The organism is Asaia prunellae JCM 25354 (genome assembly GCF_000613885.1).
Classification (GTDB): domain Bacteria; phylum Pseudomonadota; class Alphaproteobacteria; order Acetobacterales; family Acetobacteraceae; genus Asaia; species Asaia prunellae.
The window spans coordinates 77768-94792 of record NZ_BAJV01000008.1 but is presented as its reverse complement, the minus strand read 5'-3'; the positions used below and the strand labels follow the sequence as shown (position 1 = coordinate 94792).

Annotated in this window: 5 protein-coding genes and 5 pseudogenes; 8 read left to right on the top strand and 2 right to left on the bottom strand. The window is 56.0% G+C overall.

Going from position 1 to position 17025, the window contains the following annotated elements:
• The first annotated feature begins 2 nt into the window (after positions 1-2).
• Positions 3-1278: pseudogene (serS, locus tag JCM25354_RS17635) on the top strand (serine--tRNA ligase).
• 135 nt (positions 1279-1413) lie between these two features.
• Positions 1414-3149 (top strand): annotated as a pseudogene (gene dld, locus JCM25354_RS17630) (D-lactate dehydrogenase).
• Between the two features lie 512 nt (positions 3150-3661).
• Here dld and JCM25354_RS17625 read toward each other — a convergent pair.
• Positions 3662-6111, bottom strand: a pseudogene (locus JCM25354_RS17625) (DEAD/DEAH box helicase).
• Positions 6112-6212: 101 nt separating this feature from the next.
• On the opposite strand from JCM25354_RS17625, the gene JCM25354_RS08245 reads away from it, so the two are divergent.
• The 3 genes and pseudogenes from JCM25354_RS08245 (at position 6213) to gorA (ending at position 10367) form a co-directional block, all read left to right on the top strand.
• The gene (locus tag JCM25354_RS08245; protein ID WP_035447128.1) at positions 6213-7874 is read left to right on the top strand and encodes a S10 family peptidase; all 1662 of its coding nucleotides are present in this window, start codon (positions 6213-6215) and stop codon (positions 7872-7874) included.
• 141 nt (positions 7875-8015) lie between these two features.
• Positions 8016-8875: pseudogene (locus JCM25354_RS17620) on the top strand (ferredoxin--NADP reductase).
• Between the two features lie 101 nt (positions 8876-8976).
• A pseudogene (gene gorA / locus JCM25354_RS17615) lies at positions 8977-10367 on the top strand (glutathione-disulfide reductase).
• A gap of 36 nt (positions 10368-10403) precedes the next feature.
• Here the strand turns inward: gorA and JCM25354_RS08230 are convergent.
• Entirely contained in the window at positions 10404-11234 is an 831-nt protein-coding gene (locus JCM25354_RS08230) for an alpha/beta fold hydrolase (RefSeq protein ID WP_025885663.1), read from the bottom strand.
• A 671-nt stretch (positions 11235-11905) separates the two neighbouring features.
• On the opposite strand from JCM25354_RS08230, the gene JCM25354_RS08225 reads away from it, so the two are divergent.
• Genes JCM25354_RS08225 through JCM25354_RS08215 form a run of 3 tightly spaced genes read left to right on the top strand, consistent with a single transcriptional unit; the run spans position 11906 to position 16958 of the window.
• Positions 11906-13264 (top strand): sugar porter family MFS transporter, encoded by a 1359-nt coding sequence (locus JCM25354_RS08225; protein ID WP_025885662.1) that lies wholly within the window; start codon positions 11906-11908, stop codon positions 13262-13264.
• A gap of 56 nt (positions 13265-13320) precedes the next feature.
• Positions 13321-15555 (top strand): beta-glucosidase, encoded by a 2235-nt coding sequence (locus JCM25354_RS08220; protein WP_025885661.1) that lies wholly within the window; start codon positions 13321-13323, stop codon positions 15553-15555.
• Positions 15556-15566: 11 nt separating this feature from the next.
• Complete coding sequence (locus JCM25354_RS08215) at positions 15567-16958, top strand: carbohydrate porin (protein ID WP_025885660.1); 1392 nt, start codon at positions 15567-15569, stop codon at positions 16956-16958.
• Positions 16959-17025: the final 67 nt, after the last annotated feature.

Here is a 17025-nt window from a genome sequence, read left to right as displayed (position 1 = left end):
ACATGCATGACTTGCGCGCCCTTCGCGCCGATCCGACCGGTTTTGATGCTGCTCTGGCCCGTCGTGGCCTGTCGCCCGTCGCTGGTGATCTGGTTCGTCGCGATGAGGAGCGTCGCGCTGCCCTTCAGGCTCTTCAGGAACAGCAGGCCCAGCGCAAGATTCTAGCGAAGGAGATTGGCCAGGGTAAGAAGACAGGGCAGGACACGACTGCGCTGGAACAGAAAGCTGTCGAGCTGCGTGACCACATCGCGGCGCTCGAAGCCAGCGCCTCGGCCATTGAGAGCGAGATCACCGCGACCCTTGCAAGCCTTCCCAACCGTCTGGATGATACCCGTGCCCGAAGGGCGCGATGAGGACGCCAATCAGGTCGTTCATCAATGGGGTGAGGTACCGGTTTTCGATTTCGAGCCGAAGCAGCATTTCGAACTCGGAGAACAGCTGGGTCTGATGGATTTCTCGACTGCCGCAAAGCTGTCTGGCGCCCGCTTTACCGTGCTGCGCGGTGCTCTTGCCCGCCTGGAACGTGCGCTGGGTCAGTTCATGCTTGACGTCCATACCCGGGAATTTGGCTATAGCGAGACCATCGTACCGCTGCTTGTCAATGACGCAGCCATGTATGGCACAGACAAGCTGCCGAAATTTGCTGAGGACTCCTTCCAGACGACTGATGGTCGCTGGCTGATTCCAACGGCAGAAGTGCCGCTGACCGCCAGCGTGGCAGGCGAGATACTTGATGCGAAGACGCTGCCCATACGCATGACGGCGCTGTCGAACTGCTTCCGCTCCGAAGCAGGTTCTGCCGGGCGTGATGTGCGCGGCATGTTGCGTCAGCACCAGTTCAGCAAGGTTGAACTCGTCTCTGTCACGACACCGGAGGCAAGTGCGGATGAACATGAACGCATGACGCGCTGTGCTGAGAGTATTCTCGAGCGTCTGAATATTCCCTATCGCCGTATGCTGCTTTGTGCGGGTGATACCGGTTTCGGTGCAGCCAGAACCTTTGATCTCGAAGGCTGGCTGCCTGGACAAAAAGCGTGGCGTGAGATCTCGTCCTGTTCGAACACGCGCGATTTTCAGGCGCGTCGCATGAACGCACGTTATCGCAGTGAAAACGGTCCTGCCTTCGTTCATACGCTCAACGGATCAGGCCTTGCAGTCGGTCGTACGCTGATTGCGGTCATGGAAAATGGTCAGACGGCAGAAGGTACTGTCGAGATTCCTCAGGTGCTTCAGCCTTATATGGGTGGTCTGAGCCGTATTGACCGATCCTCAACGTGATTTTTCTGTCCGAGGCGTAAGATGACGGGAGCTTTTTTCTGGAGGAAAAGGGTTCCCCCGAGAGGGAGCAGGCAATACCCGATAGGTGCCTGAACTAATCATGCCACGGGTATCGCGAAGCAAAGGAAGACGATCATGCGCCTGACGGAACCCACCATGCATGCAGACAGACTGCTGGTTCTTCTGCGACAGATCGTCGGGACACCTCATGTGCTGGTCGCCCCTCATGCGACAGCGCCCTATACTAGAGGGTACAGATTTGGCTCGGGTCCGGTCCGGGCCGTTATCCGTCCTCGTACATTGGTCGAATTCTGGCGCGTTGCCGAGCTTTGCGTAGCGGCTGATCAGATCCTGATTGTTCAGGCCGCCAATACAGGTCTGACAGGCGGCTCTACCCCCGATGGCGACAGTTATGATCGCCCTGTTATCCTGATCAGTACCCGGCGTTTGCGCGGCATGCATCTGCTCGGTGGGGGCAGACAGGTGATCTGCCTGCCAGGCACCACCCTGCACAAACTGGAGACCACACTGGCACGTTACGGGCGCGAACCCCATTCGGTAATCGGCTCGTCCTGTATCGGTGCTTCTGTGCTTGGAGGGATCAGCAATAATTCAGGCGGGGCGTTGGTACAGCGAGGTCCTGCCTATACCGAGATGGCTCTTTTCGGTCGGGTTACGGCAGAAGGAAGACTCGAGCTTGTCAATCATCTGGGCATCAGACTAGACAAGGACCCGGTCAAGGCCCTTGCCCGCCTGGAAAGCGGGGCCCTGAGAGCTGACGAGATCGATTGGCCCGATGCAAGGGGGCATGATGATCGTTATGTTGCCCATGTACGCGATGTGGAAGCAGATACACCTGCGCGTTATAATCAGGACAGCGCCCGGTGGTTCGACGCTTCAGGGTGCGCGGGCAAGCTGATTGTCTTTGCCGTACGTGTTGATTCCTTCCCGGCGGAAAAGAACAGCCAGGTCTTCTATATCGGCACCAATAGCCCAGCCAGGCTCGAAGCTCTTCGCCGTTATCTGCTGACAGCCCATGACGAATTGCCGATTGCCGCTGAATACATGCACCGGGAAGCCTTTCGTATTGCAGAAGCCTATGGCCGCGATACGGTGGCACTTATCCGTTATCTGGGTACAAATTCTATCCCGGGATTGTTTGCAGCCAAGGCATGGCTTGATAATTATCTGTCTGGCTTCAATTTTCTGCCGCCCCATATCACTGATCGTGTGATGCAGAAGATCGGACGTCTCTTGCCAGACCAGATTCCGGAAAAAATGCGGATTTTCGAAAACGTTTCGAGCATCATCTGATGCTACGCGTCTCTCATGATCTTGCCGGAAAAGTCAGGAAACATCTTCAGGAAATCGATACCGGAGAGAGCAGCGGTCAGGATGGATTTGACTGGTTTGCCTGTAATGACGATGAGGGCAAGCGTGCCTTTCTGCATCGTTTCGCTGCAGCTGGTGCTGCCTTGCGTTGTCGTGCTGTAAAAGGCTCCACAGCGGGGGAAATCGTGGCGCTGGATATTGCCCTGCGTCGTAATGACCCGGACTGGTTCGAACATCTTCCCGAGAGGATCAGTCGCCGTATCAAGCACAAAATCTATTACGGACATTTTCTTTGTCACGTAATGCACCAGGATTATGTGCTTGAACCCGGTGAATCAGCAGAAGCTGTAGAACACGAAATGCTGGAGCTGCTTGCTGCACGCGGCGCGCGATATCCGGCAGAGCATAATCTTGGTCATCTGTATGAAGCAGGCACTGAAATACTTGACCACTACCGGGATCTCGACCCGTGCAACTGTCTGAACCCCGGTATTGGTAAATCAACAAAGAAGAGACATTGGAAGGCAGAAGAGGTCTGAAACCGAGACCGAGGTGGCCCTGCGCATTTCCTAACCGGAGAGGAACGGCGGAGGGCCGAGGCGCACCTTTACGGTGGGCCAACCCCGTTATATTTGGCATCTGCAAAGAAAACCCTGATCGAGGTCATAGTTTTCGACGATAATGTGCTTACGGAAAGACCAGACGACATATCTGTATTCCTTCTTCACATGGCGCAAGATACGCACTGTTTCGCGTTGGCCGTATTTTACTTCATTCTTCGAAGTAATTTTCGAAGAATTATTTGAAGCAACTTCGGTTGCCGCAAGGAAACGCTAGCCCGGTTTTTATGAAGAATGGAAGAACTTTTTTACGTCAATCTGGCGAAAAAAATTGCTCTCCCCCAGAGTGGGGGTAAAAATTCCTAGTGATTTCAGTATATTGACTTTCCTGAAATCACAAAAAAACAGCAGACAGGCGAGTCGTAACGCCGCAGGTGCCTCTTTGAGGGGCAGACCTTCGCCTGTCGGAGCCGGAACTTCAGATCGAGCGCTTATCCCCGTCCGGGTCTGCGTTTTCTCATGGTCTTCGGGTCCTTCGGGGCACGCCCTTCATGGGGTGAGCGTGAGTCGCGCTCTGGCTGACGTTTGCTGAAGGTGCGTTTGCCCCCTGGTCTCTGACCCGGGGCTGCACGCTTCTGATGTTTGCGCTCACGGCTTTGCTGACGCAATACGGCTTCAATCCAGTCATTGAGGGCGGTCGTATTCTCTTCGGCTGTTTGCCTGTCGGTATAGGCATCAGCAAAGCGCAGGGAGAGCCAACGCCAGGCAACAAGACGCTTGTGGCGTTTCTCGGCGCGCTCCAGTTCTTCTCGTCCTGCCTGTGAGGGCTGAACGAGCCGTCCTGTGCCGGGGGGCGGTACGCGTCGTCCGGCTGCATGGTCACTCGCCCAGCCAACAAGACGGGAAATGCCGTTATCGCGCTCGTCAATCGGGCACATCGCATAAACCCAGCGTTGCGTCAGACCAAGCCCTTCAACACCTTCCAGCGCCGAGGCGATTTCGAAAGCCTGATCCATATCGGCAAGGCGATAATTCGGGTCATCGGCGCGCAGAACGGCGCGTTTGATACGCACCAGAACGCCGTAAAGACTATCCGTCTCGATTTCCTCGGCCACGGCACGCACGATATCGGAATCCGGCTGGACGAGCGGGCGCAGCTCGGTAATCGGCTCTGGCGGTGCGGCCAGCATCTTGCGGATATGCGCAGGCGTTCCAGCCTCGCCCAGTACAGCCACGATACCGTTCTCATGATGGCCGTAGCGTCCGGCGCGGCCGCCGATCTGCTTGATTTCCTGCGCTGTCAGGTCACGGGTCTGCTTGCCGTCATATTTGCGTAGCGCACTGAACACCACACGCTTGATCGACAGATTGAGCCCCATGCCAATGGCGTCTGTCGCGACCAGGATTTCTGCTTCGCCATTATTGAACCGTGCGGCCTCGGCACGACGGACTTCCGGGCTGAGTGCGCCGTAAACCACGGCGACACGTTTGCCGAGAGTCAGCAATTCTGCGCGCAGATCAAGCACTTCACGACGCGAGAAGGCAATGAGCGCATCGCCTGCCTCAAGGTCGCGCAGCCTGACCGGAGCGCTGGCGGCACGCAGGGGCGACTTGCGTTCCAGCGTAATTTCGTCGAGCGGATCGTCGCAGAGTTCCGCAATGCGCCGGATGAGAGGAATGCAATCCGGTGCGCCCAGAATATAGAGATGACGGGCCGGAACGCCCATGATCGCCGCCGTCCAGGCAGCGCCACGGTCGGGGTCCATCAGCATCTGCGCCTCGTCGATCAGAGCGACATCGACGGGGTTGTGAAATGGGCACATCTCGACGGTCGCCGCCAGATGGCGCGCCCCGGGAAAATCGATGCGTTCTTCGCCAGTAGCCAAGGAGGCTGGTACCCCGCGGGAAAGCAGCGATTCGCGAAACTCATGTGCCAGAAGGCGTAGCGGGGCGAGGGCTAGACCGCTCTCTGCATTGGCCAATGCATTCAGCGCGGTATAGGATTTGCCCGAGTTGGTTGGCCCCGTCACCAGCGTGATGCGTCGCTTGAGTGAGCGCGCCGTGCGAAAATGCGCCACATAACGATCAAGAGCTGCCACGCGTGCAATGACGGCATTACCGACCTTGCGGCCCGTGAGGCAGGGGTGCCGCGCGCGCCACCGCGCCATTCCGCAAGCTGCGCACGCAGGCGCTTGAGAATCTCGGGATCGAACTCGAACTTCTCGGTACCGTCAGGCTGTGGTGTGCGACGGGTAACCGGCAGACGGTTCTCGGCTATCCAGCGCAGCGCCTCACGCGGAGTACAATGCAGAATGGCAGGCACCTGATCGAAGCCTACAAGGCTCTCTTCCCAGGCTTTGAGCCGTTCGTTCTCGCGTTTGCGCCGGGCTTCCGCGCGCGCTTCGATCCGTTCTTCTTCCTCACGCCGGGCTTTCTCGCTGGCGATCAGCTCGGCTTCGAAACCCGTATCCTCGACACCAAAGGCAGAGGCGACAATCTGCGCCAGACGATCAATCTGCCCGCCGGAAAGGAAGGTTCCGGCATCGCTCAGATCGGCCTGTACCGCTTCAAGCACGTCGCGCGGTGTATGGCCCATTTCGCGCAGACGGCCTGCCAGGGTGTCATTGAGCGTGTTTCGTAACAGATCGAGACCGGCACGCGGATCATGCACACGACCCACCGCATCGAGAATATCCGCCTTGCTGATCCAGAGTTCACCCGCGCGGCGGGTGGCATTCATGAGCTGGGCTGCCCAGTCCTTGCGGCGGACGTCGCAGAGCAGACGTTCATATTCCGAAGGCAGGATACGCTCGGCCCCCGGCACAAGGTTGCGGGCGATCAGTTTGAGAAGGCGAGGCTCCTCCTTGGGGGTAGGAGAAAGGCCGGTATCCTCAATGGCCAAGGCAAGAGCGTGATCAGCGGGGGAGCGTGCAGAATCCATGAGAGCGTTTGTGCGTTATGACACGGTTTGCTGCAACGGCAGACTTGTCGAAGCGCGCGTTTCGTTCTCCTATACGATTTCGTAACGATCTGAAGGAGCCCATGGTGCGGTTCAAGCAAGTCCCGAAATTTTCTGCCATTCTCGGTTTCACGTCTCTTCTCGCGGGCACAGCCCTCGCCGCGCCGGATATGCCGCCGCATATGGGACCACCACCGCCGCCGCCCGGTCCCGATGGTGGTCCCGGTGGGCTACAGGGCCCTGCTTTCCTGATGAAACCGCAGCATGTGCTGAGCGATGGCAGCGTGACTATTCGTGGTCAGGCCATTCCGTATCAGACGGAATCCGGCACGCTTATCATCCATCCCGCCGGATGGGACGACGCCAATCCAGACCCCAAGGCGCCTCAGGCCGTCGCGTCCGTTTTCTATGTCGCCTATTTCAAGAAAGGCGCGCATCCCGAAAACCGTCCGATCACCTTCGTCTATAACGGTGGCCCCGGCTCCTCCACGGTCTGGCTGCACATGGGCGCGCTCGGGCCAAAGCGTGTTGTGACGGTCGACGATCAGCCGACACCTGCCGCCCCTTACAAGGTGGTCAATAACGATGATTCGCTGCTCGATGCGACCGATCTCGTTTTCATCGACGCGCCCGGCACCGGCTATGGCCGCGTGATCGGCAAGGATCGCGACAAGGCGTTTTACGGCACCGACCCCGATGCCGCAGCCTTTACCGATTTCATCGCGCAGTTCCTGTCGCGGCACGGGCGTTTCAACTCGCCCAAATATCTCTTTGGTGAAAGCTATGGCACGACGCGCTCGGCCATCATTGCCAATGCGCTGCGCCAGGATAAAGGGATCGACCTCAACGGCGTCATCCTGCTTTCGCAGATCCTGAATTACGGCAATTCCATTGACCGGGCACAGAACAATCCGAGCAACGATCAGCCTTACGTGCTGGGCCTGCCAAGCTTTGCCGCAACGGCCTGGTATCACCACAAGCTGCCCGACCAGCCCACCGATCTGAAAGCCTTTCTGGCCGAGGTCGAGCATTTTGCGCTGACCGATTACACATCGGCCTTGCAGGATGGCACCAGCATCAGTGACGACAAGCTGAAAGCGACAGCCGAGAAGCTGCATCGCTATACGGGGCTGCCGGTCGAGTACATCATCAAGGCCAATCTGCGTGTCAATGGTGGCGAATTCGCCAAGACGCTGCTTGGCGATCAGGGTATGGATACGGGCCGCCTCGACAGCCGCTTCTCCGGCCCGAGCATGGATCCTTTGGGCCAGACACCCGAATACGACCCGCAATCCGCTGCCATGGAATCCGCCTATGTGGCGGCCTTCAATGACTATGCTCATACGACGCTGCATTATGGTGCCGATCCGTCTTTTGGCGATGGGTATATGGAATATCGCGTCAGTGCCCATAGCATCGGCAAATGGAGCTTCACGCACAAGCAGCCCGATCAGCGCGGACAGGCGCGTGGCGAGCCAAATGTGCTGCCCGATCTGGCAGCGGCGATGAAGGCTAACCCGGCGCTTCAGGTGATGCTGAACCAGGGCTATTACGATCTGGGTACGCCTTATTTCGAAGGTGTGTATGAAATGCGCCATCTGCCGATCCCGCGTGCGCTCGCCAGGAATATCGAGATCAAGCAATACGCGTCGGGCCATATGGTCTATGCGCATCTGCCTGCGTTGCATGAAATGCACGATAATGTTTCGCAGTTTATCTCAAGGACGCATCCAAAATCGTCGTAATATTTTAAAACAGACAGGGCTGTGGGGTTTTCAAAGGGCGAGAGGATGTTTTAGAAATTTCGCCACTTTGGGCGGTGTCAGACCGCCCGCCCCCTGCTTCCTTGCGAAAGAACGCCGATGAACGCGCCTGTCTCACTGCCGATGCCAACCATTGCCGAGCCGCTTTCTGGGCTCCTTCCTGTCGAGGGCCATCCCGGCCAGTATCACCTGGCGCCGCCGAGCAAGGAATATGGTCACCTTCAGGCCTGCGAGGTTCTGAGCGTGCATCACTGGACCGACCGCCTTTTCACCTTCACCTGCACGCGCGACCCTGGGCTGCGCTTCGAGAACGGCCAGTTCACGATGATCGGCATCGAGGTCGAGGGCAAGCCGCTGCTGCGCGCCTATTCCATCGCCTCGGCCAATTATGAGGAAGAGCTGGAATTTTTCTCCATTGCGGTGGAAGACGGCCCGCTGACCTCGCGTCTGCGCCACGTCAAGGTGGGTGACACGGTTCTGGTCGGTCGCAAGCCGGTCGGTACGTTGTTGCTCGACAATCTGCGCCCGGGTCGCAATCTGTATTTCCTGTCGACCGGCACCGGGCTTGCACCGTTCATGAGCCTGATCGAAGACCCTGAGTGCTATGAGCGCTACGAGAATGTGGTGCTAAGCCATACCGTACGTATCTCGGGCGAACTGGCTTATATGAACCATATCCGCCACGACCTGCCGAACCATGAATTCCTCGGCGAATTTGTGTCCAAGCAGCTCAAATACTACCCGGCCGTCACGCGTGAAGACTTTGCCGTGACCGACCGCATCACCACGCTGATTGAAAACGGTAAAATCTTTGCAGATCTCGGCCTGCCGAAGCTCGATCCAGAGCATGACCGTGTGATGATCTGCGGTTCGCCCGAAATGCTGGCTGATACTGAAAAGCTGCTCGTTTCTATGGGCTTTGAAGAAGGCAATATGAGCAAGCAGGCTCTTATGTTGTCGAAAAGGCTTTTGCGGAACGCTGAGCCTGCTACGCCCGTTCTGTAGGGGCGCAGGACACAGTAGTGATTATGATATGCGCGGCCGGGAGTTCTTCCGGCCGCGTTTTCTTTTGGAGACAAGTCATATGCCGGATTTCGATCTTTTCGTCATAGGGGCCGGGTCGGGCGGTGTGCGCTGCGCCCGTATCGCCGCACAAAACGGTGCCCGTGTCGGTATTGCCGAAAGCCGCCATTGGGGAGGCACCTGCGTCAATCTCGGCTGCGTTCCCAAGAAGCTGATGGTCTATGCATCAGAAGGGGCTGAGGCCGCTGACGACGCCCGTGCCTATGGCTGGGATGTCACGATCGGCGCGCATGACTGGCCCCGCTTTATCGCAGCCAAGGACAAGGAAATCGAGCGTCTCGACGGGATCTACAAATCCATGCTCGACAAGGCAGGGATCGGCCTTTTTACCGGTCGGGCAAGGATGATCGACGCTCATACAGTCGAGATCGGCCCGGGCCCGCTCGACGAACAGGCGACGCCGCAGCGCGTGACGGCCGAGAAGATCGTCATTGCGACCGGCGGTCGCCCCGTGCGCCCGCCCATCGACGGAGCAGAACTCGGGATCATCTCCGATGAGGCATTTCATCTGACCGAACGGCCCGAGCGTGTCTGTATTATCGGCGGCGGCTATATCGGCGTCGAATTTGCCGGTATTTTTGCAGGACTCGGCTCAAAGGTCGATCTTGTTTTCCGTCAGGATCTGCCTTTGCGCGGTTTCGACCAGGAGTTGCGTCAGAAACTGCTCGAGGCCCTGCCCAAGCATGGCATCACCGTTCATGCTGGTGTCTCGCCCGAAAAGATCGAGGCCCTCAAGGGCGGCGCCCGTCAGGTCGTGTTGTCCAATGGGACGCAGGTCGAAACCGATTGCGTGTTCTTCGCAACGGGGCGCAAGCCAATATCGACGGTCTGGGTCTTGATGCGCTCGGTGTCAAAACCGAGAAGGGGGCCGTGGTGGTCGATGCGCAATCGACCAGCTCTGTGCCGGATATCTATGCCATCGGCGATGTCACCGACCGGATCAACCTGACCCCGGTGGCCATAGCCGAGGGTCATACGCTTGCCGAACGCTTGTTCTCGAAGCACGCGCCTCGTGACTGGGCTTACGACACCACGCCCAAGGCTGTGTTCTTCTCCGAGACACTCGCAAGTGTAGGACTGACGGAAGAGGAAGCCGCGAAACAGGCTGATCTGGATGTGTTTACGGCGTCCTTCCGCCCGCTGCGCCAGACATTGATCGGGCGTGACCGCAAGGCGTTCATGAAGTTGATCGTCGAGCGTGATAGCCAGAAAGTGGTCGGTGCACACATGATGGGCGATGCCGCGGCAGAACTCATGCAGGGCGTGGCAATCGCCGTTACGGCCGGGCTGACCAAGCGTGATTTTGATCGCACGATCGGCATTCATCCGACTACGGCTGAGGAGTTTGTAACCATGCGCAGTCCGACCCGTCAGGTCAGCCGCGCATCCTGAGGCAGTCCCCGGCCCGCAAAGGGCCGGGGAGCACAGTCAGAGTTTCGTGCTGCTCAGGAAGCTGAGCAGATCGCGGTTCAGGGCTTCGGCATCGGTCGCGAACAGACCATGCGGTGCGCTGTCGTATTCAACATAGCGCGCATGGGGCAGCCGCTCGCTCACACGCTTGCCGGTCAGCTCGTAGGGCACTGTCTTGTCGCCGGTGCCATGGACCACCAGAACCGGGAGGGTCAGCGCAGCCAGATCCGGGCGGAAATCGGTACGGCTGAAGCTGTCGATACAGTCCAGCGTTGCGTTCGGGCTGGCCATAATGCCAAGCGTGAAGCTCCAGTCAATCAATGCCTGACTGACCGGCTTGCGGATCAGGCTGACGCCGTAGAAACCCTTCAGGAATTCGGCCAGAAAGTGAAAGCGGTCGCGACGTATCTGTGCCTTGAATTCGGCAAACACATCGACCGGTACACCATCGGGATTGTCATCTGTCTGGAGCAGGAACGGTACGACAGACGCGATCAGACCGACACCGGCAAGACGCGTCGGGCCAAAACGGCTGACATAGCGTGTCACCTCTCCACCGCCCATCGAGAACCCGATCAGGGTAAGATCGGTCAGGTCGAGATGATCGATCAGCTCGGCAAGATCTGCGGTAAGCGTCTCATAATCATAGCCACCAAAGGGATGGCTGGACTGGCCGAATCCACGACGATCATAGGTGATCACGCGATAGCCAGCTTCGAGCAGGGCCAGAGTCTGGTATTCCCACATATCGCCGGTCAGTGGCCATCCATGGACCAGCAATACCGGCCGTCCGGCGCCCATATCCTTGTAATGAAGAGTATTACCGTCACGTAATGTCAGATAAGACATGGTCGTGTCCTTTTCAGGCAGATAAGAGGTCTTAGGCCAGAACAGACCTGAAACAGGGGAGTTCCCGTCTGGTTAAAAGCGCATCATTCAAAGATTTGCCAGGGTTGCGCAGATTTCCTGACAGTCCTGTCTTGCCGGCAAGGCTTTGTCGGAAAGGGAACAGATGTATCGGGTCAATCTGGTTACAAACAGATATCTTATATTTATTATATAAACAAATATAGATCATAGTAAAATATGAATTTGTATAATATGTATATACGAAATTACAAATATTATTGGTAAAAATATTATTTTCTGACGTCAGTGCCCTGAAACAGGATGCTTGAGCATGGGATGGGTAATCGTCCCTCTCTGAGATAATTTATCAAAATAAAATATGCTGGTAGTCATTTACAGAATCGTATTCTGTAATTTTTGACGTCTCAATCAGAAAAAAATGTGACTATATAAAAATTAACTAGGCATTTGTTTTTATAGAAGAATTTTTACAAATAAAAACCAGCGACAAAATAGTCGCGATTATGTGACTCCAATTATCCATCCTTTGAACTATCTCATTAAAAATGATACATGTTACGAGATTTTGTTAGATAAATGTTAGCGATGGGGCTTCAGAAAAAGTAATGAGCTACACGTCATATGAAATAGAAAGAGAAAAAAAGATACCAATGGTCGGAAAGATGTTGCTTGCAGCAATTCTTGCCGCTGTAGCTGGTCTTATGTTTGGTCTTGATATTGGCGTTATTTCTGGAGCTCTTGGTTTTATTGCAAAAGAGTTCCATGCAGGAGATGTCGCTCAGGAATGGATTGTTTCTTCCATGATGTTCGGAGCGGCAATCGGGGCGCTTTGTGCCGGACAGCTCTCCTATCGTTTTGGTCGAAAGAAATCACTTATACTGAGTGCTGTTCTTTTTATGCTTGGTGCCATGCTTTGCGTTGTTGCGCAGGGTATCACAGTTCTGATTGTGGCCCGTGCTCTGCTTGGTCTTGCTATTGGTATCGCAAGCTTTGTTGCACCACTTTATATTTCAGAAGTGGCAGATGAGCAGCATCGCGGAAGTCTGATTTCGGTTTACCAGCTGATGATTACGATCGGTATTCTGCTCGCTTTCGTATCGGATGCGGTTTTTTCCTATTACGGCGCCTGGCGCTGGATGCTGGGAATTGTCGCCGTGCCAGGGGCGGTCTTCATGCTGGGCTCGTTGTTTCTGCCTGACAGCCCGCGCTGGCTGATGCTGCGTGGGCGTCATGACGAGGCGCTTGAAACGCTTGCAAGCCTTCGTCCTTCGCGTGCAGAGGCTGAGAAGGAAATCGGCGAGATACAGGACAGGCTGAAACAGAAGCAGCGTGGTTTCTCGATGTTTCTTGAAAATCCGAATTTCCGCCGCTCGGTTTTTCTCGGTATCGGATTGCAGATTGTCCAGCAGCTGACCGGCATCAATGTCGTCATGTATTATGCCCCGCGCATTTTCGAGGTCGCGGGTTTCGGTCAGGATGGCCAGATGTGGGGAACGGCAATTGTCGGCCTCGTGAACATGCTGGCGACCTTTATTGCAATCAGTTTTGTCGATCGCTGGGGTCGACGTCCCATGCTGATTGCCGGGTTCGCCATTATGGCGCTCGGAATGGGGGCTCTTGCTATCCTTCTGTCCGTCGGAAGCGATTCAGGCACCGCAATGCATTACCTTTCGGTTGCGGTTCTGCTGCTTTTCATTACGGGCTTTGCCTTCTCTGCGGGCCCGCTGATCTGGATCCTCTGTGCAGAGGTCCAGCCGCTTGAAGGGCGTGATTTTGGTGTTGCCTGCTCCACTTTCACGAACTGGATCGCGAATATGGCAGTCGGAGCAACATTCCTGACCCTTCTGGGCAGCCTCGGTGCCTCGCATACTTTCTGGCTTTATGCCGGGCTCAACGCGCTCTTCATTGGCTTTACGCTCTTCTTTGTTCCCGAAACTCGCGGCGTTTCTCTCGAATCTATCGAACAGAAACTCAATAGCGGCGCGAAATTGCGCGCAATCGGGCGCTAGAACTTCCGAATACTTTAAATCGGGACCCCCTGTTTATTCGAATAAAGGACAAGAAAATGTCTTCGACCTATCCTGTGCGCAAAAAGCATCTCGTTCTGGCCATTGGTATGGCAGCCTTTCTGACAGGTTCTCTGGCTGTGGCAGCCCCGGCGCCATGGCAGGATCGCTCAGCTTCGACTCAGGATCGTGTCGCTGCGCTGATGCAGCGCATGACGAAGGCTGAAAAACTCTCGCTTGTGACAAGCGAGCTTGCCATGGAGTTCGGAAATTACAAAAAGCCAGCGGGAGCAATCGGATCAGCAGCCTATGTCGCGGCGATCGGCCGTCTTGGCGTGCCAGCTTTGCAGATCAGCGATGCCGGGCTCGGTGTGACCAATCCTGTGAATGCGCGCCCAGGTGATGGTGCAACGGCTCTTCCTGCCGGTCAGGCGCAATCAGGCGCGTTCGACCTTCAGTTGGCGCGGGAGGGAGGTGCGATGATCGGTGCCGAAGCCAAGCATCGTGGGTTCAATGTTCTGCTTGCGGGAGGCATGGACCTCGTACGCGATCCCCGTAACGGAAGAAATTTTGAATATATGGGAGAGGATCCCATTCTTGCCGGGCAGATTGCCGCCGCTGAGGTTGCAGGCGTGCAGAGCCAGCACGTCATTTCCACGATCAAGCATTATGCGGTGAACTCCTATGAGACCGGCCGCATGATGAGCAGTATGGATATGTCGGTCCCTGCGATGCAGGAATCCGATCTCCTTGCTTTCAGGATCGCGGTCGAGGAAGGAAAGCCAGGGAGCATCATGTGCTCCTATAACAAGGTCAATGCGGTCTATGCCTGCCAGAATCCTTATCTTCTGACGGATGTCCTGCGTGGTGAGTGGGGGTATGACGGTTTCGTCATGAGTGACTGGGGGGCGCTCTCTGATGGTGCTGCCGCCGTGACTGCGGGTCTGGATCAGGATTCCGCCTCGACCCTCGATCGCGGGCCGAAATTTATTGATGCCATGCGCAAAATGGCCAATCGCCCTGAGGGTGAGAAAGTTCTCGATACCAAGGTCCGTCATATTCTCACGGCAATGATCGCTAATGGCGTTTTTGACGATCAGGCTCGCCCGGCGGAGGGGGATGCAGAAATTGCTGCCCATATGGCTGTTGCGCGTCGTATCGAGGAAGAGGGGGCCGTCCTTCTGCGCAACGAAAATGCGACTTTGCCACTTGCGTCAGTCAAGAAGATCCTGGTCGTTGGGGGGCATGCAGACAAGGGGGTGATTGCCGGCGGAGGCAGCTCTGCTGTCCTGCCGCGTGGTGGCAGCGCTGTTATCGATCCGGTACAGCCCAGTCTCGAGACAATGCCCCACCCGATTGTCTTCGAACCCAACCCGCCTCTGGATGCGCTGCGCAAGGCGATGCCAGGCGCAAAAATCGTCTTCAATTCGGGTGAAAATCCCCGGGAGGTTGCCGAATTGGCACAGAAGGCAGACGCCGTTGTTGTCTTCGTTACCAAATGGCAGGGAGAAAGCCTGGATGCGCCCGATCTCGAACTGACAGAGGCCGATAACGCTCTTATTGAGGCTGTGGCGCAGGCTAACCGGAAAAGCGTGGTCGTTCTGGAGACAGGTAATCCTGTGGTCATGCCCTGGTTCGGCAAGGTGGGGGCAGTGCTTGAAGCCTGGTATCCCGGGTCTGCAGGCGGAGAAGCAATTGCCAATCTGCTGAGCGGTAAAGTGGCCCCCTCAGGCCGTCTCACGACCACATGGCCCAAAGCCCTGACCGATCTCCCCCGGCCGGAACTGCCTGGTGCGGGGCATCATGCCGGAGCGTTTCCTTTCGACAAATCCAATATTGCTTACCTCAAGAACTATGACCTGAATATTGAAGGTGCGAATGTCGGTTATCGCTGGTTTGCCGAGCGTAAAATCGCGCCGGCTTTTCCTTTCGGTTTCGGATTGAGCTACACGCAGTTCTCGCATGACGGACTTACCGTTTCAATGAGCGGCAAGACAGCGGTCGCGCATGCGAAAGTCACGAATACCGGCAAGCGGGTTGGTGATGATATCGTCCAGATTTATGCCCACGCTCCTGACGGCACCCCGCTGCGTCTGGCCGGATATGGTCGTGTTACCCTTGCTCCCGGTGAGAGCCGTATAGTTGACGTTCCTCTCTCTCCCTATGCGACGGCGCGCTATGACGTGGCCCAGAAAAACTGGAAACAGTCTGCAGGCACCTATCGCTTTGTTTTCGCTCAAAATGCTGCAGACCAGACCGGCCCTTCAGCCAGTCTCTCAATCGACGCAGAGTGAGGGGAGGGCTCATGCGTGTTTCTCCCTTTCCCAAGGGCAGAAGGGCAATCGCTGAAAGGCGATTGACCCTTGGCTCCGGGCTGCTGGCTGTCATGGTCTGTGGCGGCATTGGTTCTGCGGCAGCGCAGGAAACCAATTACACCAATTTGCCTTCTCTCGATGCCCAGAGAGCTGCTGTAAAGATCGATGATCGGTGTCACGACTATGACAAGATGATCACCAAGGGATCCGAGTCACCGATCATTACCACATGTGATACGCTTTTTCCGGATCAGTTCGGTCTTCGCGACAAACTGGCCAGTAAAGGTATTCTTTTCGAGGGATATTACTCTTTCGGAGAGATCTATGATGTTCTCGGACATCAGGGTAAGCCACAGGCCTATAACGGCCAGAGTCCCAATTTTTCAGGTAATCTCTGGCTGAACATGACCTATGATATGGAGCGTGTCGGGCTCAATAAAGGCTCACAGCTTACTCTCTCGATGAATAACTGGCAGACCGCCTATCCCGGTGCAGGGATACGGGGGACGGCTCTCAGTCAGGCAACGATTTTCCAGACGTTCTTCAACGGTCGTATCACTGCACAATACGGGTATTATGGTCTTCTGGGGCAGTTTTACGGTCTTTTCCTGGGAACAAGCACAGCCTCGACCGCTCTGGGCCCGACCAGTATCATTCCAAATCAGGTTGGTATGTCGATGTATATGCCGACTCCGGGGCTTGATATCCGCATGTATGCGCATGACAGGCGCTTTTATAACCATTTCGGCTTTGCCCGTAGCCAGAGTCCGGACGGTTTCGGCGCGGACTCACGTGCAAATCCCTCTGGTGTGAATTTTCGCGTCAATGGTGCGCGGCCAATCTATGTCGATGAAATCGGCTTCAGGCAGCGTCCCTCCAAAGGGAAGCTCATGACATGGCTGCGCGCCGGGGGCATTTATAACAGTTCATCCTATTATGATTACCGTAAACGCGCTTTTGGCCATTCCAACTCGGCATTCTATGTCGTTTTTGATCAGCAGCTGATCCAGACCAATCCGGCGATTCCTTATCTGGGATGGTATATTGATCTGAAGACCGATCATGCGGATCGTACCAGCAATGTCTTTACGGATGATTATGCTGCGACGATCTACTCACTTGGACCGTTTCGCGGGCATGAAAAAGACATGCTGTCGATCGGATTCACCTATAACAAGATCGGCTCAGCCGCGCAGCAGAACCTGCAACAGTTCTCGCCCCGAAAATTCGATCACAGCACGACCTCCTCGATCGCTTACGCGGCTCATCTTCATCGAGGAATCTATTTTGTAGGGACGACAAGCTACACGACCCATCCTGTCGTCTCCCGTCTTTATGCTGACGCCCTTACCCTTCAGGGGCAGTTTACCCTGTCATTCTGACTCAGGCACCGTCTTCAATCGGAAGGTAAATTGCTCACCTGATCCAGGGCGCTATAGGTGCCCTGGA

What these genes read in the sequence shown, in the direction of transcription:
- JCM25354_RS08245 (WP_035447128.1), top strand. Translation starts at nt 6,213, where the DNA reads ATGGTGCGGTTCAAGCAAGTCCCGAAATTTTCTGCCATTCTCGGTTTC.
- JCM25354_RS08230 (WP_025885663.1), bottom strand. Translation starts at nt 11,234, where the DNA reads ATGTCTTATCTGACATTACGTGACGGTAATACTCTTCATTACAAGGAT.
- JCM25354_RS08225 (WP_025885662.1), top strand. Translation starts at nt 11,906, where the DNA reads ATGGTCGGAAAGATGTTGCTTGCAGCAATTCTTGCCGCTGTAGCTGGT.
- JCM25354_RS08220 (WP_025885661.1), top strand. Translation starts at nt 13,321, where the DNA reads ATGTCTTCGACCTATCCTGTGCGCAAAAAGCATCTCGTTCTGGCCATT.
- JCM25354_RS08215 (WP_025885660.1), top strand. Translation starts at nt 15,567, where the DNA reads ATGCGTGTTTCTCCCTTTCCCAAGGGCAGAAGGGCAATCGCTGAAAGG.